Source organism: Microbispora sp. CA-135349 (assembly GCF_050947365.1).
GTDB lineage: Bacteria > Actinomycetota > Actinomycetes > Streptosporangiales > Streptosporangiaceae > Microbispora.
This window is the reverse complement of the sequence record NZ_CP192001.1, coordinates 8,328,817-8,351,385: the sequence shown is the minus strand read 5'-3', so window position 1 is coordinate 8,351,385 and position 22,569 is coordinate 8,328,817. Positions and strand designations below refer to the sequence as shown.

At 70.4% G+C, this 22,569-nt stretch carries 19 protein-coding genes and 1 riboswitch; of the genes, 12 read left to right on the top strand and 7 right to left on the bottom strand.

What is annotated here, in order from left to right; translation table 11 throughout:
- Nucleotides 1–82: 82 nt before the first annotated feature.
- On the bottom strand, nt 83–760 hold the full coding sequence (locus tag ACQPZZ_RS38470; RefSeq protein WP_432927267.1) for a class I SAM-dependent methyltransferase: 678 nt from the start codon (nt 758–760) through the stop codon (nt 83–85).
- 60 nt (nt 761–820) lie between these two features.
- Here ACQPZZ_RS38470 and ACQPZZ_RS38465 point away from each other — a divergent pair, with 60 nt between their 5' ends.
- The 4 genes from ACQPZZ_RS38465 to lysS all read left to right on the top strand — a co-directional run bounded on the left by ACQPZZ_RS38465 (nt 821) and on the right by lysS (nt 6,586).
- Entirely contained in the window at nt 821–1,483 is a 663-nt protein-coding gene (locus ACQPZZ_RS38465) for a TetR/AcrR family transcriptional regulator (RefSeq protein ID WP_432927265.1), read from the top strand.
- 66 nt (nt 1,484–1,549) lie between these two features.
- Nucleotides 1,550–4,051 (top strand): L-aspartate oxidase, encoded by a 2,502-nt coding sequence (locus ACQPZZ_RS38460; RefSeq protein ID WP_432927263.1) that lies wholly within the window; start codon nt 1,550–1,552, stop codon nt 4,049–4,051.
- A 7-nt stretch (nt 4,052–4,058) separates the two neighbouring features.
- Entirely contained in the window at nt 4,059–4,841 is a 783-nt protein-coding gene (locus tag ACQPZZ_RS38455; RefSeq protein ID WP_363645322.1) for a type III pantothenate kinase, read from the top strand.
- Between the two features lie 59 nt (nt 4,842–4,900).
- Nucleotides 4,901–6,586, top strand: coding sequence for a lysine--tRNA ligase (lysS, locus tag ACQPZZ_RS38450; protein ID WP_432927261.1), 1,686 nt, complete (start codon nt 4,901–4,903; stop codon nt 6,584–6,586).
- A gap of 111 nt (nt 6,587–6,697) precedes the next feature.
- Here the strand turns inward: lysS and ACQPZZ_RS38445 are convergent, their stop codons facing one another.
- Complete coding sequence (locus tag ACQPZZ_RS38445) at nt 6,698–7,621, bottom strand: NADP-dependent oxidoreductase (RefSeq protein WP_432927259.1); 924 nt, start codon at nt 7,619–7,621, stop codon at nt 6,698–6,700.
- Between the two features lie 96 nt (nt 7,622–7,717).
- On the opposite strand from ACQPZZ_RS38445, the gene ACQPZZ_RS38440 reads away from it, so the two are divergent.
- Entirely contained in the window at nt 7,718–8,128 is a 411-nt protein-coding gene (locus ACQPZZ_RS38440) for a winged helix-turn-helix transcriptional regulator (protein WP_363645316.1), read from the top strand.
- Between the two features lie 73 nt (nt 8,129–8,201).
- On the top strand, nt 8,202–8,450 hold the full coding sequence (locus tag ACQPZZ_RS38435; protein WP_363645314.1) for a LuxR C-terminal-related transcriptional regulator: 249 nt from the start codon (nt 8,202–8,204) through the stop codon (nt 8,448–8,450).
- Between the two features lie 81 nt (nt 8,451–8,531).
- Here the strand turns inward: ACQPZZ_RS38435 and ACQPZZ_RS38430 are convergent, their stop codons facing one another.
- Nucleotides 8,532–9,491, bottom strand: coding sequence for an NlpC/P60 family protein (locus ACQPZZ_RS38430; RefSeq protein WP_432927256.1), 960 nt, complete (start codon nt 9,489–9,491; stop codon nt 8,532–8,534).
- Nucleotides 9,492–9,643: 152 nt separating this feature from the next.
- Nucleotides 9,644–9,797, bottom strand: a riboswitch (cyclic di-AMP (ydaO/yuaA leader).
- 389 nt (nt 9,798–10,186) lie between these two features.
- Here ACQPZZ_RS38430 and ACQPZZ_RS38425 point away from each other — a divergent pair.
- From ACQPZZ_RS38425 to ACQPZZ_RS38405, 5 genes are all read left to right on the top strand, one after another.
- Nucleotides 10,187–10,738, top strand: a complete 552-nt coding sequence (locus ACQPZZ_RS38425) for an amino-acid N-acetyltransferase (protein WP_363645310.1) — start codon at nt 10,187–10,189, stop codon at nt 10,736–10,738.
- Nucleotides 10,739–10,876: 138 nt separating this feature from the next.
- Nucleotides 10,877–12,220: an RDD family protein gene (locus tag ACQPZZ_RS38420; protein ID WP_432927253.1), complete on the top strand. Its 1,344-nt coding sequence runs from the start codon at nt 10,877–10,879 to the stop codon at nt 12,218–12,220.
- A gap of 1,295 nt (nt 12,221–13,515) precedes the next feature.
- A complete protein-coding gene (locus ACQPZZ_RS38415; RefSeq protein WP_363645306.1) occupies nt 13,516–13,860 on the top strand; it encodes a histone-like nucleoid-structuring protein Lsr2 in 345 nt (114 codons plus the stop codon).
- 475 nt (nt 13,861–14,335) lie between these two features.
- Nucleotides 14,336–16,840: an ATP-dependent Clp protease ATP-binding subunit gene (locus tag ACQPZZ_RS38410; protein WP_432927251.1), complete on the top strand. Its 2,505-nt coding sequence runs from the start codon at nt 14,336–14,338 to the stop codon at nt 16,838–16,840.
- Between the two features lie 374 nt (nt 16,841–17,214).
- Nucleotides 17,215–18,150: a TIM barrel protein gene (locus tag ACQPZZ_RS38405; RefSeq protein WP_363642107.1), complete on the top strand. Its 936-nt coding sequence runs from the start codon at nt 17,215–17,217 to the stop codon at nt 18,148–18,150.
- A gap of 75 nt (nt 18,151–18,225) precedes the next feature.
- Here ACQPZZ_RS38405 and ACQPZZ_RS38400 read toward each other — a convergent pair whose 3' ends face one another.
- The 3 genes from ACQPZZ_RS38400 to ACQPZZ_RS38390 form a co-directional block, all read right to left on the bottom strand.
- The gene (locus ACQPZZ_RS38400) at nt 18,226–18,876 is read right to left on the bottom strand and encodes a hypothetical protein (RefSeq protein WP_432927248.1); all 651 of its coding nucleotides are present in this window, start codon (nt 18,874–18,876) and stop codon (nt 18,226–18,228) included.
- Nucleotides 18,873–19,481 (bottom strand): RNA polymerase sigma factor, encoded by a 609-nt coding sequence (locus ACQPZZ_RS38395; protein WP_432934684.1) that lies wholly within the window; start codon nt 19,479–19,481, stop codon nt 18,873–18,875. Before ACQPZZ_RS38395 ends, ACQPZZ_RS38400 begins: the two co-directional genes overlap by 4 nt.
- A gap of 144 nt (nt 19,482–19,625) precedes the next feature.
- Nucleotides 19,626–20,492: an A/G-specific adenine glycosylase gene (locus ACQPZZ_RS38390; protein WP_432927247.1), complete on the bottom strand. Its 867-nt coding sequence runs from the start codon at nt 20,490–20,492 to the stop codon at nt 19,626–19,628.
- 195 nt (nt 20,493–20,687) lie between these two features.
- Here ACQPZZ_RS38390 and ACQPZZ_RS38385 point away from each other — a divergent pair, with 195 nt between their 5' ends.
- Entirely contained in the window at nt 20,688–21,386 is a 699-nt protein-coding gene (locus tag ACQPZZ_RS38385; protein WP_363642113.1) for a hypothetical protein, read from the top strand.
- A gap of 6 nt (nt 21,387–21,392) precedes the next feature.
- Here ACQPZZ_RS38385 and disA read toward each other — a convergent pair whose 3' ends face one another.
- Nucleotides 21,393–22,481 carry a DNA integrity scanning diadenylate cyclase DisA gene (gene disA, locus ACQPZZ_RS38380; RefSeq protein ID WP_432927244.1) on the bottom strand — a complete coding sequence of 363 codons (1,089 nt, stop codon included), beginning with the start codon at nt 22,479–22,481 and terminating at the stop codon, nt 21,393–21,395.
- Between the last annotated feature and the right edge of the window lie 88 nt (nt 22,482–22,569).

Sequence of the window (22,569 nt, the reverse complement as noted above, 5' to 3'; positions counted from 1 at the left end):
CCGGGTGCGGCGGGCGAGAGCGCGGCCGGGGCCTCGCGGGCCGCCGGGCCCGGCTCAGGCTTCCCGGCTCAGGCTTGCCGGCTCAGGCTCCCCCGGCCCGCAGGGTGAACCAGAAGGTGGGGAACGGGTTCGTCCCGGGCGTGACGTCCACCAGCTCCCAGCCGGCGAACCTGGCGCGCAGCTCGTCGGCGGTGACGCCTGCGAACGTGTCGCCGAGCGTTCCGGGGCCGTATCCGAACATCAGCAGCCGTGCGCCGGGAGCGGCGCGACGGGTGAGCCCGGCGGCGTAGGCGTCGCGGCGGTGCGGCGGGATGCCGCAGAAGCAGCTCAGGTCGAAGAACAGGTCGTAGGGGCCGGGCGCGTCCAGCTCGTCGAGCCGGGTGGCGTCTCCGTGCAGCAGCCGTACGGCCGCTCCCGCCGCATCGGCCTTCTCCCGGGCCTGCTCGATCGCGCGCTCGACCAGGTCGACGGCCGCGACCTCCCAGCCGTGCCGGGCCAGATAGACGGCGTTGGTTCCGGTGCCGCAACCGAGCTCCAGAGCCCGGCCGGGTGGCAGCGCACGCCCCTCGCCGTGCCCCTCCGCGCGTCCCTCGCCGTCCCCTTCTGCGCGTCCCTTGCCGTGCCCCTCGATCAGGGCGACCAGCTCGGGCGGCGTCACACCGGTGTCCCACGGCGGCTTGCCGGACCGGTAGTACTCCTCCAGCGCTCGGCGCACGGCCTCCTCCTGATCCGCGTCCACGCCCGTGTTCGGCCTTTCCATGACCCCTCCATGTTTTTAGAGTCAAACTCTAGTAACTGACTCTAGAGATATACTCGCGCCATGGACACCGTCAAGCGGCCGGAAAAACGGGCTGACAAACGGGCGGAGCGCTCGCGCCGCACCCGGGAGAAGGTCATCCAGGCGGCGCGGGAGCTGTTCGTCGCGCAGGGCTACGGGGCGACGAGCCTGCAGGAGGTCGCCGACCGGGCGGGCGTGGCCGTCCAGACGGTCTACTTCGTCTTCGGCAACAAGCGCACGCTGTTCAAGGACGTCGTCGACACGTCCATCGCCGGCGACACCGAGCCGGTGGCCACCATGGACCGTGAATGGTTCCGGGCCGCGTGCGCCGCGCCAACCGCGGCCGGCCAGCTGCGCTCCCACGTTCGCGGCACCGGCGAGATCCTCGGCCGGGTCGCCCCGATCATGCCGCTGATCGCGTCCGCCGCGGCCACCGACCCGCAGATCGCCGCGCAGTGGCCCGACGGTCCCGACCCGCGCTACACCGTGCAGCGCGCGGCGGCCCAGGCGCTGGCGGGCAAGCCCGGCGTACGCCCCGGCGTCTCCGTCGAGATGGCGGCGGACCTGCTGTTCTGCCTGCTAAGTCCGGAGCTGTACCTGCTCTTCGTGCAGGACCGCGGCTGGTCGCCGGACCGGTGGGAGGAATGGGCCTACGCCACTCTGGCCGCCCAGCTCTGCGCCGATCCCGCGGCGTGCCCCTCGTAGGAGGGGGCGGGGCGTCACCATCGCCGGGGGAGCGTTATCGTCATTATGACGAAAGGGGATCCCCTCATGGTGGCGCTCGCACGCAGACTCACCGCCCCCGCACCCGGCTGGACCGTCGAGGCCGACGCGGTCGTGATCGGGTCCGGCATCGCCGGCCTCACCGTGGCGCTGCGCCACGTCGAACTCGACCCCCGGGCGCGGGTGCTCGTGGTCACCAAGGACGTGCTGTCGGCCGGGTCGACCCGCTGGGCCCAGGGCGGCATCGCCGCCGTCCTCGACCCCGAGGACACCCCCGACGAGCACCTGAGGGACACGCTCGTCGCCGGGGTCGGCCTGTGCGACGAGGAGGCCGTACGCGTCCTGGTCACCGAGGGGCCCGACGCGCTGAAGCGCCTGATGAGCCACGGCGCCGAGTTCGACCGCGGCACCGACGGCGAGCTGCAGCTCACCCGCGAGGGCGGCCACCGCCGCAACCGCATCGTCCACGCGGGCGGCGACGCGACCGGCGCCGAGGTGCAGCGGGCCCTGGCCGAGGCCGTGCTGGCCGAGCCCCGGATCGAGGTCATCGAGCACGCCCTCGCCCTCGACCTCCTCCTCGACGCCGAGGGCCACGCCTGCGGCGTCACGCTCCACGTGATGGGCGAGGGCGCCCGCGACGGCGTCGGCGCCGTACGGGCCGGGGCCGTGGTGCTGGCCAGCGGCGGCATGGGCCAGGTCTACGCGGCCACCACCAACCCGGTCGTGTCCACCGGGGACGGCGTCGCGCTGGCCCTGCGGGCGGGCGCGGTCGTCAGGGACATCGAGTTCGTGCAGTTCCACCCGACGGTCCTGTGGCTGGGGGAGGGCTCGACCGGCCAGCAGCCCCTCGTCTCCGAGGCCGTACGCGGCGAGGGCGCGGTGCTGATCGACGCGAACGGCGAGCGCTTCATGCGGGACGTGCACGAGCTGGCCGACCTCGCGCCCCGCGACGTGGTCGCCAAGGCGATCATGCGCCAGATGGCGCGGACCGGCGCCGACCACGTCCACCTCGACGCCACCCACTTCGGCGAGGAGAAGTGGCGGGCCAGGTTCCCCACGATCCTCGCCGTCTGCCGCGAACACGGCATCGACCCCGTCACCGAGCCCATCCCCGTCGCTCCCGCCGCCCACTACGCGAGCGGCGGCGTGCGCACCGACCTGTACGGCAGGACCAGCGTGCCCGGCCTGTACGCCTGCGGAGAGGCGGCCTGCACGGGCGTCCACGGCGCCAACCGGCTGGCCTCCAACTCCCTCCTCGAAGGGCTCGTCTACGGCGAGCGCATCGCCGCCGATCTGGCCGCGAAGAAGTTCACCCCGCGCGAGCCCGTGCGGGACGACCGGCCCGAGGGCCTGGTGGACCCGCGTACGCGGCCGAGGATCCAGGGCCACATGAGCCGGGGCGCGGGGGTGCTGCGCAGCGACCGCAGCCTCGCGGAGGTCGCCCGCGCGCTCTCCGACGCCCGCTGGACGCCGGTCGCGGTCGAGCCCTGCACCGAGTCGTGGGAGGCGACCAACCTCCTCACAGTGGCCTCCGCGCTGGTCGCCGCGGCGGCCGTACGCGAGGAGACCCGCGGCTCGCACTGGCGGGAGGACCACCCCGACCGCGACGACGCACGCTGGCGGGCGCACATCGACATCACTCTGACCGCGGAGGGACTGACCTTGACGTACACGCCTCACGAGGAGCTCCGGACGGAACTGGACAAGGCCGGGCTCGACCCGGACGCCGTGCTCGGTCTCGTCCGCGCCGCGCTCGAGGAGGACCTGGCCGGAGGACAGGACGTGACCTCGGCCGCCACCATCCCGGCCGGCCAGCGGGCCGTCGCCGACGTGGTGGCCCGCAAGGAGGGCGTGGTCGCCGGACTGGCCGTGGCCGAGGCCGTCTTCCGCCAGGCCGCCGGTGAGGTCGAGGTCGAGCGGCACGCGGCCGACGGCGACCGGGTGCGCCCCGGCGACGTGGTGATGACCGTGCGGGGCGCCACCAGGGACCTGCTGACGATGGAGCGCACCGCGCTCAACTTCCTCACCCACCTGTCCGGCGTCGCCACCCAGACCCGCCGCTGGGTGGACGCCGTCGAGGGCACCGGCGCCCGCGTCCGCGACAGCCGCAAGACCCTCCCCGGGCTGCGCGCCCTGGAGAAGTACGCCGTCCGGGCCGGCGGAGGGGTCAACCACCGGATGGGCCTGCACGACGCCGCCCTGATCAAGGACAACCACGTCGTCGCCGCCGGAGGCGTCGCCGAGGCGTTCCGCGCCGTACGGCAGGCCTTCCCCGGTCTGCCCATCGAGGTCGAGGTGGACAGGATCGACCAGATCGAGCCGGTCCTGGCCGAGGGCGCCGACGAGATCCTGCTCGACAACTTCACCGTGGACCAGCTCGCCGAGGCCGTACGGCTGGTGGCGGGGCGCGCGCGGCTGGAGTCGAGCGGCGGGCTGACCCTGGACGCGGCCCGCGCGGTCGCCGAGACCGGGGTCGACTACCTGGCCGTCGGCGCGCTCACGCACTCGGCCCCGGCACTCGACCTTGGTCTAGATCTTCGTGATGCATAATCAGGGAATGCTGCTCACCATCGACGTCAGCAACACCCACACGGTGCTGGGCCTGTTCGAGGGTGAAGAGGTGATCGAACACTGGAGGATCGCCACCGACCCCCGCCGCACGGCGGACGAGATCGCGGTGGTGCTCCAGGGCCTGCTCGGGCAGTCGCCGCTGCTCAAGGACGCCGACATCAGCGGCATCGCGATCTGCTCCACGGTCCCGTCGGTGCTCAACGAGATGCGGGAGATGTCCCGGCGCTACTACGGCGACGTCAACGCGGTGGTCGTCGAGCCGGGCGTCCGCACCGGCGTCCCGGTCCGGATGGACAACCCCAAGGAGGTCGGCAGCGACCGCATCGTGAACGCGCTCGCCGCCACCACCCTGTACGGCGGGCCGTGCGTGATCGTGGACTTCGGCACGGCCACGTCGTTCGACGCCGTCTCGGCCCGGGGCGAGTACGTCGGCGCGGTGACCGCGCCCGGCCTGGAGATCTCGGTGGACGCGCTGGCCACGGCCGGGGCCCAGCTCCACAAGGTCGAGCTGGTCCGGCCGCGGTCGGTGATCGCCAAGAACACCGTTGAGGCGCTCCAGTCGGGCATCATCTACGGGTTCGCGGGCCTGGTCGACGGCATCGTGGACCGCATGACGGCCGAGCTGGCCTCCGACCCCGACGACGTCACCGTTGTCGCCACGGGCACCGGTGCGCCTCTGGTCATCGGCGAGGCCCGTACGATCGACGTGCACGAGCCCTGGCTCACGCTGATCGGCCTGCGGCTGGTCTACGCCCGTAACGCGTCCTGACGACTCCCTCGCGTACGGGACCATAGAAGGCAGGATCCCGTTCAGAGAGGACTGACGTGATGGACGCCGACTGGGTGGCGCGTTTCGCCGATGAGGTCATCGCCGAGGCTGAACGGCGCGCACCGGGCAAACCCGTCGTCTGCGCGTCCGGCCTCAGCCCGTCCGGCCCGATCCACCTGGGCAACCTGCGCGAGGTCATGACCCCGCACCTGGTGGCCGACGAGATCAGGCGGCGTGGCCACGAGTGCGTGCACATCATCTCGTGGGACGACTTCGACCGCTTCCGCAAGGTTCCGGTGGGCATCGACCCCGCGTGGAACGAGCACATCGGCAAGCCGCTCACCACCGTCCCGGCCCCGCCCGGCAGCGAGTACCCGAACTGGGCCGAGCACTTCAAGGCGCCGATGATCGCCGCGCTGAACGAGCTCGGCGTGGAGTTCCACGGCATCAGCCAGACGCAGATGTACACCTCCGGGGCGTACCGGGAGCAGGTGCTGCTCGCCATGCGCGAGCGGCGGCGGATCGACGCGATCCTCGACCAGTACCGCACCAAGAAGGCCAAGGCCAAGGAGGTCACCGACGCCGACGAGGCCGCCGCCCTCGAGGGCTCGGGGGCCGCGAGCGAGGACGACGGTTCGGGCGCCGGGGGCTACTACCCCTACAAGCCCTACTGCTCGGCCTGCGACCGCGACCTGACCACGGTCACGTCGTACGACGACGAGACCACCGCGATGTCCTACACCTGCGTGTGCGGGCACAGTGAGACCGTGCTGCTGTCCGAGCACACCCGCGGCAAGCTGGTGTGGAAGGTCGACTGGCCGATGCGCTGGGCCTTCGAGGGCGTGGTCTTCGAGCCGTCGGGCGTGGACCACAGCTCGCCGGGCTCGTCGTTCGTGGTCGGCGGCCAGATCGTGCGCGAGGTGTTCGGCGCCCCGCAGCCGATCGGGCCGATGTACGCCTTCGTCGGCATCAGCGGCATGGCCAAGATGAGCAGCTCCAAGGGCGGCGTGCCGACCCCGGCCGACGCTCTGTCGATCATGGAGCCCGCGCTGCTGCGCTGGCTCTACGCGCGCCGCCGTCCCAACCAGTCGTTCAAGGTCTCCTTCGACCAGGAGATCCAGCGCATGTACGACGAGTGGGACACGCTGACGAGGAAGGTGCAGGACGGCACGGCGCTGCCGGCCGACCAGGCGGCCTACCGGCGGGCGTCGAGCACGGCCTCCCGGGTCTTGCCCGAGACGCCGCGGCGGCTGCCGTACCGGACGCTCGCCTCCGTCGTGGACATCGCCACCGGGCACGAGGAGCAGACGCTGCGCATCCTGCGCGCGTTCGACCCGGAGATCGCCGGGCTGGACGAGCTGCGGCCGCGGCTCGACCGCGCCCAGCACTGGGTGAACACCTACGTGCCCGCGGAGGAGCGCACCCAGGTGCGCGAGACGCCCGACAAGGAACTGCTCGACACGCTCGGCGAGCAGGAGCGGGAGTCGCTGCGCCTGCTGGCCGAGGGCCTCGACGAGCACTGGTCGCTCGACGGGCTGACCACCCTCGTGTACGGCGTGCCGAAGGTGCAGGCCGGGCTCGACATGGACGCCAAGGCGGCCACGCCCGAGCTGAAGGCGGCCCAGCGCGAGTTCTTCGCCCTGCTCTACCGGCTGCTCGTCGGCCGTGACACCGGCCCGCGCCTGCCCACGCTGCTGCTGGCCGTGGGCCGCGACCGGGTGCGCGAGCTGCTCGGCCGTGCCTGATCCCGGCGCCTGATCCCGGCGCCTGACCTCCTGGGAGCGGGCCGGACGGCATGGCCGTCCGGCCCGCGACCTGCTTGTCGCGACAAAGCGCGACAAGCAGGGGCAGGCGGGTCAGGGCAGCAGGACGAGCCGGCCGCGCAGGCCGCCCTTCCGCAGGCGTTCGTGCGCCTCGGCGGCCTGCTCCAGCGGATAGGTGCCCGCGACCCGCATGCTCAGCCGTCCCGCCTCGGCCAGCTTCGCGACGTGGCCGAGCTGGGCCGCGTCGGCGCGGACGAACACCGTCGAGACCCGGATGCCGCGCAACGGGATGGGGGCCAGCCCGGCGCCCACGGCGACGAACGCGCCCCCGTTGCGTACGGCGTCCAGCGCGGGCAGGCCGACGACCGCCGCGTCCACCAGGCCGTGCGCGCCGCCCGGAACGACGGCCCTGACGGCCGCGGCCAGATCGGTGCCCCTCGGCACGAACCACTCCGCGCCGAAGTCCCGGACCAGTGCCTCGTCGGCGGGCGCGGCGACCCCGGCGACCCTGATCCCCCGTGCGACGGCCAGCTCCACGAGATAGCCGCCGACGCCCCCGGCCGCTCCCGTGACGACCAGGGTCTCGCCCGGGGCGAGCCCGGTGGCGTCGAGCGCCTGGACGGCGGTCAGCGCGTTCAGCGGCAGCGTCGACGCCTCCGGCGCGGCCACTCCCGCGGGCGCGGGCGCGACGGCCGTCTCGTCCAGGACGACCAGGTCCGCCTGGGCCTTGAACCGGTCCGTCAGGCGGTCCGACAAGCCGATGACCCGCTCGCCGGGCTGCACGCCCGTCACTCCCGGACCGACCCGGTCGACCACGCCCGCCACGTCCCATCCCAGGGCGTGCGTCTCCAGATGCGGCATGAGCCCGTTGTCGGCGAGGGTGCCCGCGGCCGTGAGCAGGTCGACGGGGTTCACGGCGGCCGCCTCGACCCTGATCCGCACCTGTCCCGGCCCCGGCTCCGGCTCGGCCGCGTCGACGATCCCCACGGTTCCGTCCCGTGCCACCAGTGCTCTCATGAGTTCCTCCTTCCGGTGTGCCAAGGAGCGTAGGGAGGCCTACTCTCTTCTGGTAAGTAGGCACCTAAAAGTGCGTAAGTGACGCGGAGGAAAGACATGCCCACGCAGACGGCGGCCGAGCAGCGGGAAGAGGCGCGCCGGCGGTACAACGCGTACGTCGCGGCCTGCCCGTCGCGGCAGCTGCTCGACGCGCTCAGCGACAAGTGGGTGAGCCTGGCGCTCACCGCGCTCGCCGACGGCCCGCGGCGCTTCAGCGAACTGGCGAGGACGATCGCGGGCGTCAGCCAGAAGATGCTCACGCAGACGCTGCGGACGATGGAACGCGACGGCCTCGTCTCCCGCACGGTCACTCCCGCGGTGCCGGTCCGGGTCGACTACCGGCTCACGCCCCTGGGTGAAAGTCTCATGCCGCTGCTGAAAGCGATCAAGAACTGGGCCGAGGTCCACATGGAGGATGTCGAGGCGGCCCGGGAGACGTACGACCGGCGGGCCGACTCCGCACCTTGACGACCTTCGTGGCAGGCGTTTACCGTCCCTGAAGGGTGGGCCGACGAATCATCGTCGTGGGGGAGGGCGGACGATGGGTGTTCCCGAGGTCGTCTACCGAGGTGGCAATCCCGCCTCGGACCTTGACCGTGCCGGTCTCACCGAAGAGGACCTGCTTCTCCTCGCGGAGCTGGCCAAGGGTGTGACAGCCGATCGCGTGGGCCGCAGTCTCGATGTCAGCGGCCGCACCGTGCGGCGCCGGCTGCGGGGCATCTGCGACCGGATCGGCGTCGCGACCGCGATCGAGGCCGTCGCCTGGGCGGCACGCCGCCGTCTCATCTGACCGCGTTCCGCCCCACGCCCTCGCTTCGGGACGACTCCGTCGGCGACCCGGTTCCACCCCACGCCCTCGGTTCGGGACGACTCAGTCGGCGACCCGCACCGCTCCCGCGAACGGCCGCCCGGCGATCCTCGCGATGTGGATGACGTCTCCCGTGCGCGGCGCGTGGATCATGTAGCCGCCGCCGATGTAGATGCCCACGTGGTGCAGGTCGGAGTAGAAGAACACCAGGTCGCCGGGGCGAAGCTGGTCACGGGAGATGTGCGTGCCCGCCGTCCACTGGTCGCCGGTGTAGTGCGGCAGGCTGACGCCGACGGCCTGGTAGGCCGCCATGACCAGACCCGAGCAGTCGAAGGAGCCGGGCCCCTCGGCGCCCCACACGTACGGCTTGAGCTGCTGCCTGAGCGCCCAGCGCGCCGCCTGGGCCGCCTTGCCGTCGCCCACGATGGGGAACGACATCCTGCTGCGCGTCTCGCTGCCGACCGTCCGGGAGACCTGCCGGTAGAGGCTGCTCTCGGTCTTCTTGATCAACTTAGTGATCTTGTCACGCCGGGAGTCGAGGCCGGTGAGCAGTTTCTTGACCTCGGCCTGCCGGGCGGAGGCGCTCTGCCTGGCCCGCGCGGCGGCGTCCATGGCCTTGGTGACCTCCGCGACCTCCTGGCTTCCCTGCAGCTCCAGGGCGTACGTCGTGGTGGCCTGGTCCAGGTAGTCCCTGGGGTCGCCGTCGCCGCCGATGAGCGCGAGGGCGCCGCCGAGCCCGTTGGTCATGTAGGAGTGCTGTGCGAGAGCGCTCGCCTTCTGCCGGCGGACCTCCAGCTCGGCCTCGCTCTTGGCGAGGTTCTTCTTGGCGAGCTCGGCGGACCGCTCGGCCGCCTTCAGGCGCACGCGCTCGCCGTTGTACTGCTCGGTGAGGCTCTCGATCTCGGTGTAGAGGCTCTCGACCTGCTCCGTGAGCTCCTTGAGGCTCGGCTTCGGGTCGGCGGTGGCGCGGACCACCGGGGCGCCGAACGTGATCGCGGTGAGCGCGACGCCGACGAACGCCAACCGGCGGATTGCACCCGGACCGGCCGTGCCGGATCCGGACTGTCGGCCGCGGGCGTGCCTGCCCGCCGACCGTCCTCCACGCATGCGCAACCGAGCTCCTCTCCCACATGCGCCCCGGGGCGGGCCCGCGTCATCGGGACGGGACCGCTCGGCGGGGCGCTACTGAGCGCCTACCGGGTTAGCTGACGGGTTCGGGCCGGAGTAGCCCTACCTTGACGGATTCACCCCTTGACGATCTGAGATCGAACCGATCCTGATCCTGCAGTTGGGTCCCCGGCTCCCCTCCGCACGCGGTGCTTCGAAGACTCGGCGCCCGGCCGCCGTGAGCGTGCACGATGACCGGCATCGTCGCAGGACGATAGTGCACGGCGAGTTCTTGCTCAACCAGAACTCCGAAACCCGTCTACGTTTGACAACCGATTGATCACAACCGGGTCACGAGTTCGGCACTGGTACGTCCGTGTTCACCTGGGTTTGAGCGCATCTGAGTCTTTGTATTGGCTGCTGGGGCTCGCGGGAAAAATGGGACGAACCGGAACTGCTGCCGCCGAGCGGGCGGGTCGTCCGTCCGTATCCTGGCGGCTACGTACAGTCAGGCCCCATGTCGAGTGTGGCATTTGGGTATGACCGTTATCCGTGATGCCGCTGGACGCCGACGGTGAGGATCGCCCGTGGTCCGGCTAGGCTGGCCGCTCATGGAGCAGGTCGCCGCGCAGACGCCCACCGGAGAGGGCGCCACCGCCGTGACGGTGCGCCGGGCCAGGACGCCCGACGTCCGGGCCATCCGGCGCCTTGTCGACGCGTACTCGGGAGTCGGTCCCCGTCTGCTCAAGAAGAGCACGGTGACGCTGTACGAGGACGTCCAGGAGTTCTGGGTGGCCGAGATCGGCGGTCAGGTCGTCGGCTGCGGCGCGCTGCACGTGCTGTGGGAGGACCTGGCCGAGATCAGGACCGTGGCGGTGGATCCCGCGGCGCGCCGCGGGGGAATCGGCCATCAAATCGTCGCGGCGCTCATCGAGACCGCCAGGGACCTCGGTGTGCGGAGGGTCTTCTGCCTCACCTTCGCGGTCGAGTTCTTCGCCCGGCACGGTTTCAGGCCCATTCAGGGCACCCCGGTCTCCCCCGAGGTGTACGCGGAACTGCTCGCGTCGTACGACGAGGGCGTCGCCGAGTTCCTCGACTTGGAGCACGTCAAGCCGAACACGCTGGGGAACACCCGAATGCTGCTGCACCTCGATCGCCATTGATGAACGCCGGTTTGTGATCTTTGACGCCGATTGTCGGCCCCTGCAAAGGTGACTGTTGATACACCTGTCGCTACTTTTAGCAATATCAGCGTGTGCTACAGACGTGCGGCGCATGCGTCTTCGAAACGAGGTGACACGGTGAGCACCGGACAGCCGCCGTACCCCCAGGACGAGTCGGACGGAACGCCACCGCCGTCATCGAGCCCCGGGTACGGCACGGACAGACCCGCCCAGGACTACGACCCCGACGTCACGGTCGTCAGCTATCGCCAGCCCGGGCAGACGGGCCCGCAGCAGCAGCCCGGCTATGACCCCGCCCAGGGCGGTTACGGCCAGCAGCAGGGCTACGGGCAGCAGCAGTACCCCCAGCAGGGGTACGGCCAGCAGCAGTACGGTCAGCAGGGCTACGGCGCCCAGCAGGGCCAGCAGCAGGGCTACGGCCAGCAGCCCGGTTACGGCCAGCAGCCCGGTTACGGCCAGCAGCAGGACTACGGTCAGCAGCAGGACTACGGTCAGCAGGGCTACGGCGCCCAGCAGAGCCAGCAGCAGGGTTACGGCCAGCAGCCCGGTTACGGCCAGCAGGACTACGGTCAGCAGGGCTACGGCGCCCAGCAGGGCCAGCAGCAGTACGGCCAGTCGTCCCAGGGTGGCTACGGCCAGCAGCAGGACTACGGCCAGCAGGCCCAGCAGCAGTACGGCCAGTCGTCCCAGGGCGGTTACGGCCAGCAGCAGGACTACAGCCAGCAGCAGGACTACAGCCAGCAGGCCCAGCAGCAGTACGGCCAGTCGTCCCAGAGCGGTTACGGCCAGCAGCAGGGCTACGCGCAGCAGCAGTACGCCCAGCAGGGGTACGGCCAGCAGCAGTACGCGCAGCCGGATCCGCAGCAGGGTTACGGGCAGCAGTACGGCCAGCAGGGCTATGGCCAGCCCGGCTTCGGCCACCCGTACGCGGCCGCGGGGCCGATTCCGCCCGGCGCCCCGGCTCCGCTCGCGGAGTGGTGGCAGCGCCTGGTCGCCCGCCTGATCGACGGCGTCATCGTGGGAATCCCCTTCCTGATCCTCAACGGTGTGATCTTCGCGGTCGTCTACTCCTCGGCCAGCATCAACCTGAGTACCGGGGCCGTCACCGAGGCCAGCGGCCTCTTCCTCGCCACACTGCTCGTCTCGATCCTGAGCGGGCTCGTGATGGTCGGCTACGAGTTCCTCATGCTGCGCTCGCGCGGGCAGACGCTCGGAAAGATCGCGATGGGGATCAAGGTCGTCCCGATCGGCGGCACTCTCGACGGCGGCCTGCCCACCGACGTCGTCGCCAAGCGCGCCGGCGTGATGTGGGGGCCGCAGTTGGTGCGCTGGATTCCTCTCATCGAGTATCTGGCGGGCGTCTTCGCGTTGGTGAATGCGCTGTGGCTGCTGTGGGACAAGCCGCTGCACCAGGCGCTGCATGACAAGGTCGCCCGCACCGTGGTGGTCAAGGTCAAGTAACGACTGCGGACGGGGCCGATGGAACCGACCATCGGCCCCGTTTTTGTATGCGATCGCTATGGCGTCCTCCAGCCGCCGGCATCCGGCTGTGACGGAAAATCCATGCGGGGCCGCCCGGGCATGCCATGCTTGGGTTCACCGTCCCCGAGAGGTGCCCAATGACCGTGAGACCGCCCCCCGGCGCCAATCCTTAAGGTTCGCCTTCCCGCCCCCGTCCGGGCCATATCCGCCCACGGACGGCTTAAGGAACCGCCAGGGACGCTTATGGGGCCGTATGGAGCCGCACGGGCCCTTATGGTGCTCCCGGATGCCCGCCCGCTCTACGCGGCGCAGGCGGCGTCCGTGGAATGCGGGGCATCGTTTGGCCGGGCGAAACTCGGACGCCGGGCCGCCGGGGACGTCCGCGTGATTGTGTCCCGCTCCTTTTTCGATCTTCAGGCCGCCGCTCGTCGATCTTGATCGAACCGGCCGGTCCTCTCTTTTTACGAGGCTTCCGGGCCATGGCGATCTGCTTGCGCGTATATCCTCACAAGGCGTGCGTGCCGTACGAGAAGGGTCTCGTGCCCCTTGTGAAGATCCGGCTGTCGTGACGCGGGCTCCTCGTTTCACCGGGCTCTACAACGGTCGTACGTCCCCCGTCCGGCCTTTTCCAGAGGGCCTGTTTGCCGCTTCGCGCTCGCCCGCCCGTACGTGTTCGTCCTGGTCGGCGAGCCGGTCACCTGCGGCTGCGGCATGGGCCTGCGTGAACCCGAGGATGCGCGGCCCGGCCTGCCGCCGTCGCGCCGGAAGTGCGCGGTCGGAGGAAAGGGCGGGACGGCGGGGATCGGTGACCGCCCGGGTCGGCATTTTGGGTACGATTTCGAGTGCATCCGGTAAGGCCGCTGGAGAGACGAGGATTACCCCGGCCCTCCAGGGGCACCCCGGAAGGCACGTCTGGTCCCTCCCGGCGCTATGGTCGTATCGGGGCGCCCGGCCCACGCTAGAGGCCGGCAGCCTTGCCACGTCCTCGGAATTTCGTCGGGTGCACCCAATGGCACCCCCGGCACGAGCGAGGCAGAATGACAGAGGTATTGTCCGCCTTGATACCTTCCGTGGTCGTCGCCGGTGCGGTCGTCTACGGCATCGTAAAGTTGGTACGTTCCGACGCGGCCGGCCTCGGCACGACACGGGAGCCACGCGAGAAGTCACCGGACTCAGAGGTTCCTGAGAATCCGCAATCTTGAATTGTCAGCCAGGGGAAACCGGGTATATGTTTGGCTGACGAATCAAACTATGGGCTGCGAAAGGATTGCCGGATGGCCAAGCACACGCAGGTGATTCTCATCGACGATCTCGATGGCGGCGAGGCCAATGAGACGGTCACCTTCGCGATTGACGGCACGTCATATGAGATTGACCTGAGCGACGGCAACGCGAAGCGGCTTCGCGACGCCCTGTCGCCTTTCGTCAGCAGCGCTCGGCGCGCGGACAGCGGGCAGGCCCGTGGGCGTCGTCGCGGTGCGGGCGGCGGGGGGCAGCGAGCCATGACCCGCGAGAAGAGTGCGGAGATCCGCGCCTGGGCGAAGGCTCACGGACACCCCGTGAGTGAGCGCGGTCGTATTGCCGCCTCGATCGTCCAAGCGTACGAGGACGCGCACTAGGCGGTGTTCCTCAGATCTTCCGCCTATCGGTCGTCCAGGCGGTGTCTCGCCGCGTTGTCGCCTGCCCGTGGGGATTACTCCCGGGCGCGCAAACTCCGCGGGTCCGGGAAGATCGCCAATAGGTCCGCTATTGGCTCCTCCTCCAGCCTTGCGAGACGCATCCACCTGGACGATCCCCGCTACGGCGAGATCTGCTGGACGCTTCCTGACTTCACCCTTGATCGCGCGGTTATGCGGTCGTCGGAGGACCTGACGATCGCATAACCGCGCGATTGTGTTTGCGCTCCCTTAAAACCTCGTTCGCTTGCGGCGTATCGGGAACATGTCACCCCCGGCAGGGGGTTGGATAGAGCATGAACGCCCTTCGCTTGGGGAACCCTTCTGCCAAGGAGCGGGTCGCTGGGCCGGGGCTACCATGCGGAACGACGGGCCGGATCTCCCGTGCTCGCCTGACCGCTCTGTGAGGAGCGACGAGATGTTCGAGAGGTTCACCGACCGTGCGCGGCGGGTTGTCGTCCTGGCCCAAGAAGAGGCTCGGATGCTCAACCACAACTACATCGGCACTGAGCACATTCTTCTTGGTCTGATTCATGAGGGCGAGGGTGTGGCGGCCAAGGCTCTGGAGAGTCTTGGGATCAGTCTCGAGGGGGTGCGCCAGCAGGTCGAGGAGATCATCGGCCAGGGGCAGTCGGCGCCGTCGGGACACATCCCCTTCACGCCGCGGGCCAAGAAGGTTCTTGAGCTGTCGCTGCGCGAGGCGTTGCAGCTCGGGCACAACTACATCGGCACCGAGCACATTCTTCTGGGGTTGATCCGGGAGGGTGAGGGTGTCGCGGCGCAGGTGCTGGTGAAGCTGGGCGCTGATCTGAACAGGGTGCGTCAGCAGGTCATCCAGTTGCTGCACGGGTATCAGGGCAAGGAGCCGGCGGCGGCGGGCGGGCCGCAGGAGTCGGCGCCGTCGACCTCGCTTGTGCTGGACCAGTTCGGGCGCAATCTGACCCAGGCCGCGCGGGAGGGCAAGCTCGACCCGGTGATCGGCCGGGACAAGGAGATCGAGCGGGTCATGCAGGTGTTGTCCCGCCGGACGAAGAACAACCCGGTGCTGGTGGGTGAGCCCGGTGTGGGCAAGACCGCCGTGGTGGAGGGCCTGTCGCAGAAGATCGTCAAGGGTGAGGTGCCCGAGACGCTGAAGGACAAGCAGCTGTACACCCTGGACCTGGGTGCGCTGGTGGCCGGTTCGCGATACCGCGGCGACTTCGAAGAGCGCCTGAAGAAGGTGCTCAAGGAGATCCGTACGCGCGGCGACATCATCTTGTTCATCGACGAGCTGCACACGCTGGTGGGCGCGGGCGCCGCGGAGGGCGCGATCGACGCCGCCAGCATTCTCAAGCCGATGCTCGCCCGTGGAGAGCTCCAGACCATCGGCGCCACCACGCTCGACGAGTACCGAAAGCACCTGGAGAAGGACGCGGCGCTGGAGCGGCGGTTCCAGCCGATCCAGGTGGCCGAGCCGTCGCTGTCGCACACGATCGAGATCCTCAAGGGTCTGCGGGACCGGTACGAGGCGCATCACCGGGTGTCGATCACCGACGGGGCCCTCGTCGCCGCCGCCACCCTCGCCGACCGCTACATCAGCGACCGGTTCCTGCCGGACAAGGCGATCGACCTGATCGACGAGGCGGGGTCGCGGATGCGGATCCGCCGGATGACGGCGCCGCCGGACCTGCGCGAGTACGACGAGAAGATCGCGAACGTGCGCCGGGAGAAGGAGTCCGCGATCGACGCGCAGGACTTCGAGAAGGCCGCGGCGCTGCGTGATCAGGAAAAGCAGCTGCAGCTCAAGCGGGAGCGGCGGGAGAAGGAGTGGAAGGCCGGCGACATGGACGTCGTGGCCGAGGTGACCGAGGAGCTCATCGCCGAGGTCCTGGCCACCGCCACCGGCATCCCGGTGTTCAAGCTGACCGAGGAGGAGTCGCAGCGGCTGCTCCGGATGGAAGACGAGCTGCACAAGCGGATCATCGGTCAGGACGACGCGATCAAGGGCCTGTCGCGGTCGATCCGGCGGACCAGGGCGGGTCTGAAGGACCCGCGCCGTCCGGGTGGGTCGTTCATCTTCGCCGGTCCGTCGGGCGTCGGTAAGACCGAGCTGTCCAAGGCGCTGGCGGAGTTCCTGTTCGGGGACGAAGACGCGCTGATCATGCTGGACATGTCGGAGTTCATGGAGAAGCACACGGTCTCGCGGCTGTTCGGCTCCCCGCCCGGTTACGTCGGGTACGAAGAGGGCGGCCAGCTGACCGAGAAGGTGCGGCGCAAGCCGTTCTCCGTGGTCCTGTTCGACGAGATCGAAAAGGCCCACCCCGACATCTTCAACTCGCTGCTGCAGATCCTGGAGGACGGTCGCCTGACCGACGCCCAGGGCCGCGTGGTGGACTTCAAGAACACCGTCATCATCATGACGACCAACCTCGGCACCCGCGACATCTCCAAGGGCATCGGGGTCGGGTTCGCCCGCTCGAACGACACCGAGTCGAACTACGACCGGATGAAGGCCAAGGTGCAGGAGGAGCTCAAGCAGCACTTCCGGCCGGAGTTCCTCAACCGCGTCGACGACATCGTGGTCTTCCACCAGCTGACGCCCAAGGAGATCATCCAGATCGTGGACCTGATGCTCGCCCAGGTGGCCGAGCGCCTGAAGGACCGCGACATGGGCCTGGAGCTGACCCCGGCCGCCAAGCAGCTGCTGGCCGACCGCGGGTACGACCCGGTGATGGGCGCCCGGCCGCTGCGGCGCACGATCCAGCGGGAGCTGGAGGACACGCTGTCGGAGAAGATCCTGTACGGCGAGCTGCGGCCCGGCCAGGTCGTCAAGATCGACATCGAGGGCGAAGGCGACGCCGCGAAGTTCACCTTCGTGGGCGAGGCGAAGAGCCCCGCCGTGCCGGACTCGGCGGCCTCGATCGCGGAGCCGATCCAGCACTGATCGTTCTGCGATAACCCGTTCCACCCGAGGGGCGCTCCGTGAGGGGCGCCCCTCGGCGTTTCCGCCGTACCCCGGGTCACGTTGCGGTCACCTTCCGGCTCGATAGGTGAGAACCGGTATCACGCCACCGAACGTAGTACTACACTTTGTAGAGTCTGCTCGCGCTATGTCATGCGCGCGTGTGACAGCCATGTCATCCTCGCGGCGTACCGGACAATCCGCTGCGGGGCGGACGCGAAGGACCGAGCGCACGGGGGAAGCTCGGTCCGCTCGGGAGAGATCCCGGTGGTAGAAGGACCGGAGTCCCATGCGGTCGGGACGCGCCCTGTGGGCGAAATGGCGGTCCGAGAGTGCACAAGCCTTGGAGGCAGCTGATGCGCCTGTTGCACGAGGACGGGACGCTGGTTCACCTGGCCTACAACGCGGGCGTACACCCCGCCGAGGATCTGGAGAACCTCATCGCCCACCTGACGCGTTACGCCGTGCCGGTGCGCAGGAAGCTGGGTGTCGACCGGCTGGGCATCGGCCTGTGGCTCGCCCCGGCCGTGGCCGACCACCTCATCGCCGATCGCATCGAGCTCGTACGGCTGCGCCGATCGCTGGAGGAGCGCGGCCTGGAGTGCGTCAGCCTCAACGGCACCGGCGGGCGCAACCAGGAGGTCCCCGGGCCCGACTGGGCCAAGCCCGAGCGTTACCGCTACACGATGGCGCTGGCGAAGATCCTCGCGTTCCTGCTGCCCGAGGACGTGCAGTCGGGCGGCATCTCCACGATTCCGATCGGCTGGCGCCGCGACTGGCCCGCCGACCTGCACTCCATCGCCTCCCGCCGGCTGGAGCGGCTGTCGCGTGAGTTGCGCGGCCTCTACAGCGTCACCGGCAAGACGATCAGGGTCGGCTTCGAGCCCTGGCCCGGCTGCGTGCTGGAGACCACCGAGCAGGCTCTGGAACGGGTCTGCGACATCGACTCCGATCATCTCGGCGTCTGCCTCGACGCCTGCCACCTGTCCTGCGGCGCCGAGGAGCCCGACGCGGCGCTGCGCGGGCTGGCCCTCGCCGGGGCGCCCGTGGTCAAGCTCAGCCACGTGCACAACCACAGCCAGGAGATCCCCAGCACCCAGCCGGTGATCGCCGACACGCTCACCGCGATCCTGTCCGGAGCGGTGAACGGCACCGCGCACATCGAGGTGGAGGCCCACGACGGGACCTCCTCCAGGACGAAGGGTCCTGCCGCCCTGGTGGCGAAGCTCGCCGACGAGCTCGACTGGACCCGCCGCAACCTCACCGCGCTCGGCCTCAAGCTCGCCGCCTGACGGGAGCCCGAGGCGGGGGGCCAGGGCGGGGGCGGCAGTCGAAGGCCGCCGCCCCGGCGCCTGCCGAAACGCCGGTCAGTCGTCCCAGCCGGATGGGGGGCCGAGCGGCGCCTCGTCGCTGTCCACGAGTGTGCAGGGCGCGACGGGCCCGTTGGAGATGTTCGCCCAGATGCCGGCGGTCCTTCCGTCGTCGGAGACGCTGAGCTCCAGCACCGCCGTCTGCCCGGGCTTGACCGCGGCCGGGTCGATGCGGAACCCCGGCTGATCGGGCGGCCAGATCACCAACGGCCTGCCGTCGGCAGGGTGCTGTGCCTCCTGCCGGGACAGGAAGCTCGTGCTGCGGGGTTGAGGCGAGCATCGCTTCCCCATGGGGATGTAGTCGACGACCGCGTTCACCCCCATGCCGCGGAGCGTGGCCTCCAGCGGCTCGGGGTCCTTCGCCTGGTTGATGGTGATGGTGAGCGTCCCGTCAGCGTTCCTCGACACGGCGTACGCGGGTGTCCCGCCGCCGAGAAGCGCCGGGACGCCCACGGCCGCCGCGACCCCGAGGGCCAGCGCGGAGGCCAGGAGGGCGGGGCGCAGCGGGCGCCGCCGGGGGCGCCCGGCCGACCTGTGGATTTCCGACATGACGAACTCCTTGAGTAGGCGACGCCGGCCGTTCGGGAGTCGTGGTTCCGCCTCGAACGGCAGCAACCCGGCCAGCGCTTCACGCTCGCCCTTGTTCATCGGCGCTCCTCCCGTACGGACCGGACCACGCTGTCGTGGTCACCCTTTACCTGTCGCCACCCGGAGGCCTGTTGCCGTTCCGCGGCGAGTTTCTCCAGCTTCTTGCGCGCCCTGGACAGGCGGGATCTGACGGTCCCGACCGCGACGCCCAGCGCCTGGGCCGCCTCGGTGTGGTCGAGGCCCGACCACACGCAGAGCGCGAACACCTCCTGCTCCTGGCGGCGCAGCGAGCCGTATGCCCGCTGGATCGCGCCCAACTGCTCGGCGGCCTCGATGCGGCCGATGATCTCGTCGCTGAAGTCGGGGACGGGGTGGCTTCTGGGCATCCTGGCCAGCGCGTCGTCGTACCGCCTCGCCGCCCGGCGCAGATTGCGCGCCACGTTGGTCGCGATCCCGAGCACCCATGGCCGCAGGGACCCACCGTCGGCGTCGATCCGATGCCGCAGCCGCCACGCCTCGAGAAAGGTCAGCGACAGCACGTCCTCGGCGGCCGACCAGTTCCCGGTCAACCGGAAGGCGTGGCTGAACACCGGCCGTTCCATCTCCTCGAAGAGCGCCTCGAACGCCTCGGCATCCCCGTCACGAATCCGGGCGCGCAGTGACATGTCCACACACAAGCACTGTCCGACCGGTCACCCTCGTTCCCGCGGGCTTCTCCCGCGCTGCCCGCGCTGCCGGGGCGCCCTGCGACGCCGGCTCCTCGGGGGCGCCGAGCAGGACGTGGTGCTCTGCCTTTCCGGCGGCCGGCGTCAGGCGGGCAACTGGTAGGTGCCGTCGGGGAGGACCTCGGCCAGGCCGTCGTCCAGGAGGCCGTCCAGTGCGCGCTCGCGTTGCACGTGGTCGGCCCAGACGGCGTCGAGCGCCTCCTTGGGGACCGGCCCGTGCGCCTCGCGGAGCACGGCGAGCAGGCGTCCGCGGCACTGCCGGTCGGTCCCCGCGTACGTCTGGCCCTGCCGCGCCGGGCCTTCGTGGGCGGGACGCCCCGCCAGCCGCCAGGCGCACTGGGCGGCGATCGGGCAGCGCTCGCAGCGGGGCGCCCTCGCCGTGCACACCAGTGCGCCCAGCTCCATCACGGCCACGGCCCAGCGGGGCGCGCCCACGGCCGGCACCAGTGACTCCGCGAGCCGCCGCTCGCCCGCCGTCGGGGCCTTCGGCGGGTACTCCTCGCCGCGCACCGCTCTGGCCAGCACCCGCCGCACGTTCGTGTCCAGCACGGCGTGGCTGCCGCCGTACGCGAAGCTGGCCACGGCCGCCGCCGTGTAGTCGCCGATTCCGGGCAGGGCCCGCAGTTCGTCGTAGGTGGACGGCACACGGCCATCGTGGGCGTCCGTGATGGCCCGGGCGCACGCGTGGAGGTTGAGCGCCCTGCGCGGATAGCCGAGCCGCCCCCAGTGACGTACGGCCTCGCCGGGGGACTCCTTCGCGAGCGCCTCGGGGGTGGGCCAGCGCTCCATCCATTCGGTCCAGATGGGCAGCACCCGGGCGACGGGCGTCTGCTGAAGCATGATTTCGCTGACCAGAATGCCCCATGGGGTCGCGTCGGGACGTCGCCAGGGCAGATCGCGGTTGTGCTCGGCGTACCAGTCGAGGATGGGCTCACGGAGGGAGGCGGACACAGCCCCGACCCTACCGAGCGGGCCGGATGCGAGCGCATGGACAAGCGACGCGGACGGCGACCAGCCGACGGAGGGGCGCTCCGCCGCGCGTGCGGGGCCTGCTTGCGCAAAGGTCTGGCGAGGCTGTGACCTGGGAAAGGACAAGGTTCAGCGAGCCGTTGCCCGGGACCCGCCAGGGCTCTCCATACTGTCCGTATGGATCCGGACACTTTCCGTGGTGACGTGGGCGTCGAGGGGGCGGATGTCTACTGGCGCCGCCGTGTGTCGGTGCTCACGGGGATGCTCGTCGTGGTGGCGGTCGTGGCATGGGCGTGCAGCAGCGCCTCCGGACGGTCGGACGAGACCGCCGCCGCCGTCAAGACGACGCCCTCCGACCGGCTGGTCGTCTCGCTGCCCGCCGGGCTGGCGCCGAAGACGCCCGCAGATCCCGCCACCGTGCCGGGGCAGCCGTCGCCGTCGGCCTCCGCGGGCGCGTCGCCCTCGCCCGGCAAGCCGCGGCGCCCCGGTGACCCATGCGACGAGAAGGATCTCGTGCTCGCGCTGCAGACCGGTCAGGACGTGTACGGCAAGGGGGTCACGCCGACCTTCCTGCTGACGGTCGTGAGCACGGGCAAGGTCGAATGCACGGTGGACGTCGGGCCGCGCACGCTGGAGATGCGGGTGCTGTCGGGTGGCGAGCGCGTGTGGTCGACGGCCGACTGCGTCGCGGGCGACGGTGTGGACAGGCAGTTGCTGGAGCGCGGCATCCCCTACGTCCGCGCGATCCGGTGGGACCGCCACCGCTCGGGCAGCACGTGCGCGGGCAAGCGGTCGCCCGCCGACGTCGGGACGTACGTCGCGACCGCGCACGCGGGCCGGCTGAAGAGCCCCAAGATCGTGTTCCACCTGCGTTGAGGTGACCTACAGGTAGCGCTCGAGGATGGACGACTCGGCGAGCCGGGACAGGCCCTCGCGGACGCTGCGCGCCCGGGTCTCGCCCACGCCGCCGACGGCCTGGAGGTCGGCGGTGGTGGCCGCGAGCAGCTTCTGCAGGCCGCCGAAGTGGCTCACGAGCCGGTCGACGATCGCCCCGGGCAGGCGGGGAACCTTGGTGAGCAGCCGGAACCCGCGCGGGCTCACCGGCGTGTCGAGCGCGTCGGCGCCGTGGTGGCCGAGGATCTGCGCCACCTTCGACAGGTCGAGCAGATCGCTGGAGGACAGTTCGTCCAGCTCGCGCATGGCGTCGCCGTCCCCGTGCGGCCGCGCGCCGGGCGAGCCGGGCGCGTAGTCGCGGATGATCTGGACGCGGTCGGTCTCCACTCCCGCGAACAGCTCGTCGAGCTGCAGGGACAGCAGCCGCCCGTCGGTGCCGAGCTCGACGACGTATCCCTCGATCTCGCGGGCGATGCGGCGGACCATCTCCAGACGCTGCACGACGACGGCCACGTCGCGGACCGTGACGAGGTCCTCGATCTCCAGAGCGGACAGGTTGCCGGAGACCTCGTCGAGCCGCTTCTTGTAGCGTTCGAGCGTCGCCAGGGCCTGGTTGGCCTTGGACAGGATCGCGGCCGACTCCTCCAGCACGTATCGGATGCCGTCGAGGTAGAGCGCGATGATCCGCATCGACTTGCTGATCGCGATGACCGGGAGCGAGGTCTGCTTGGCCACCCGCTGCGCCGTACGGTGCCGGGTGCCGGACTCGTCGGTAGGGACGGCCGGGTCGGGCACGAGGTGCACGGCGGCCCGAACGATCCTGAGGTGGGCCGTGTCCAGCACGATGGCGCCGTCCATCTTGGCGAGCTCGCGCAGGCGGGTCGCGGAGAACTCGACGTCGAGGGTGAACCCGCCGGTGCAGATGTCCTCGACCGTGCGGTCGTACCCGAGGACGATCAGACCGCCGGTGTGGCCGCGCAGGATGCGCTCCAGGCCGTCACGCAGCGCCGTCCCCGGGGCGAGCGAGGCGAGCACGGCCCTTCTGCGGTCGTCGATCGCCTTGTCGTTGTCCAGCACATGCACCCCAGTGGGCTCGCCCGGTCGTATCCGTCAGATCGTCTTCCTGTCGATCCCTTGTCGGGGCCCTCTGTCGGCGGCGAGGCCC

Bases quoted from the DNA above. Each gene is read 5' to 3' on its own strand.
- ACQPZZ_RS38470 (WP_432927267.1), bottom strand. From the start codon at position 760: ATGGAAAGGCCGAACACGGGCGTGGACGCGGATCAGGAGGAGGCCGTG.
- ACQPZZ_RS38465 (WP_432927265.1), top strand. From the start codon at position 821: ATGGACACCGTCAAGCGGCCGGAAAAACGGGCTGACAAACGGGCGGAG.
- ACQPZZ_RS38460 (WP_432927263.1), top strand. From the start codon at position 1,550: ATGGTGGCGCTCGCACGCAGACTCACCGCCCCCGCACCCGGCTGGACC.
- ACQPZZ_RS38455 (WP_363645322.1), top strand. From the start codon at position 4,059: ATGCTGCTCACCATCGACGTCAGCAACACCCACACGGTGCTGGGCCTG.
- lysS (WP_432927261.1), top strand. From the start codon at position 4,901: ATGGACGCCGACTGGGTGGCGCGTTTCGCCGATGAGGTCATCGCCGAG.
- ACQPZZ_RS38445 (WP_432927259.1), bottom strand. From the start codon at position 7,621: ATGAGAGCACTGGTGGCACGGGACGGAACCGTGGGGATCGTCGACGCG.
- ACQPZZ_RS38440 (WP_363645316.1), top strand. From the start codon at position 7,718: ATGCCCACGCAGACGGCGGCCGAGCAGCGGGAAGAGGCGCGCCGGCGG.
- ACQPZZ_RS38435 (WP_363645314.1), top strand. From the start codon at position 8,202: ATGGGTGTTCCCGAGGTCGTCTACCGAGGTGGCAATCCCGCCTCGGAC.
- ACQPZZ_RS38425 (WP_363645310.1), top strand. From the start codon at position 10,187: ATGGAGCAGGTCGCCGCGCAGACGCCCACCGGAGAGGGCGCCACCGCC.
- ACQPZZ_RS38415 (WP_363645306.1), top strand. From the start codon at position 13,516: ATGGCCAAGCACACGCAGGTGATTCTCATCGACGATCTCGATGGCGGC.
- ACQPZZ_RS38410 (WP_432927251.1), top strand. From the start codon at position 14,336: ATGTTCGAGAGGTTCACCGACCGTGCGCGGCGGGTTGTCGTCCTGGCC.
- ACQPZZ_RS38405 (WP_363642107.1), top strand. From the start codon at position 17,215: ATGCGCCTGTTGCACGAGGACGGGACGCTGGTTCACCTGGCCTACAAC.
- ACQPZZ_RS38400 (WP_432927248.1), bottom strand. From the start codon at position 18,876: ATGAACAAGGGCGAGCGTGAAGCGCTGGCCGGGTTGCTGCCGTTCGAG.
- ACQPZZ_RS38395 (WP_432934684.1), bottom strand. From the start codon at position 19,481: ATGTCACTGCGCGCCCGGATTCGTGACGGGGATGCCGAGGCGTTCGAG.
- ACQPZZ_RS38385 (WP_363642113.1), top strand. From the start codon at position 20,688: ATGGATCCGGACACTTTCCGTGGTGACGTGGGCGTCGAGGGGGCGGAT.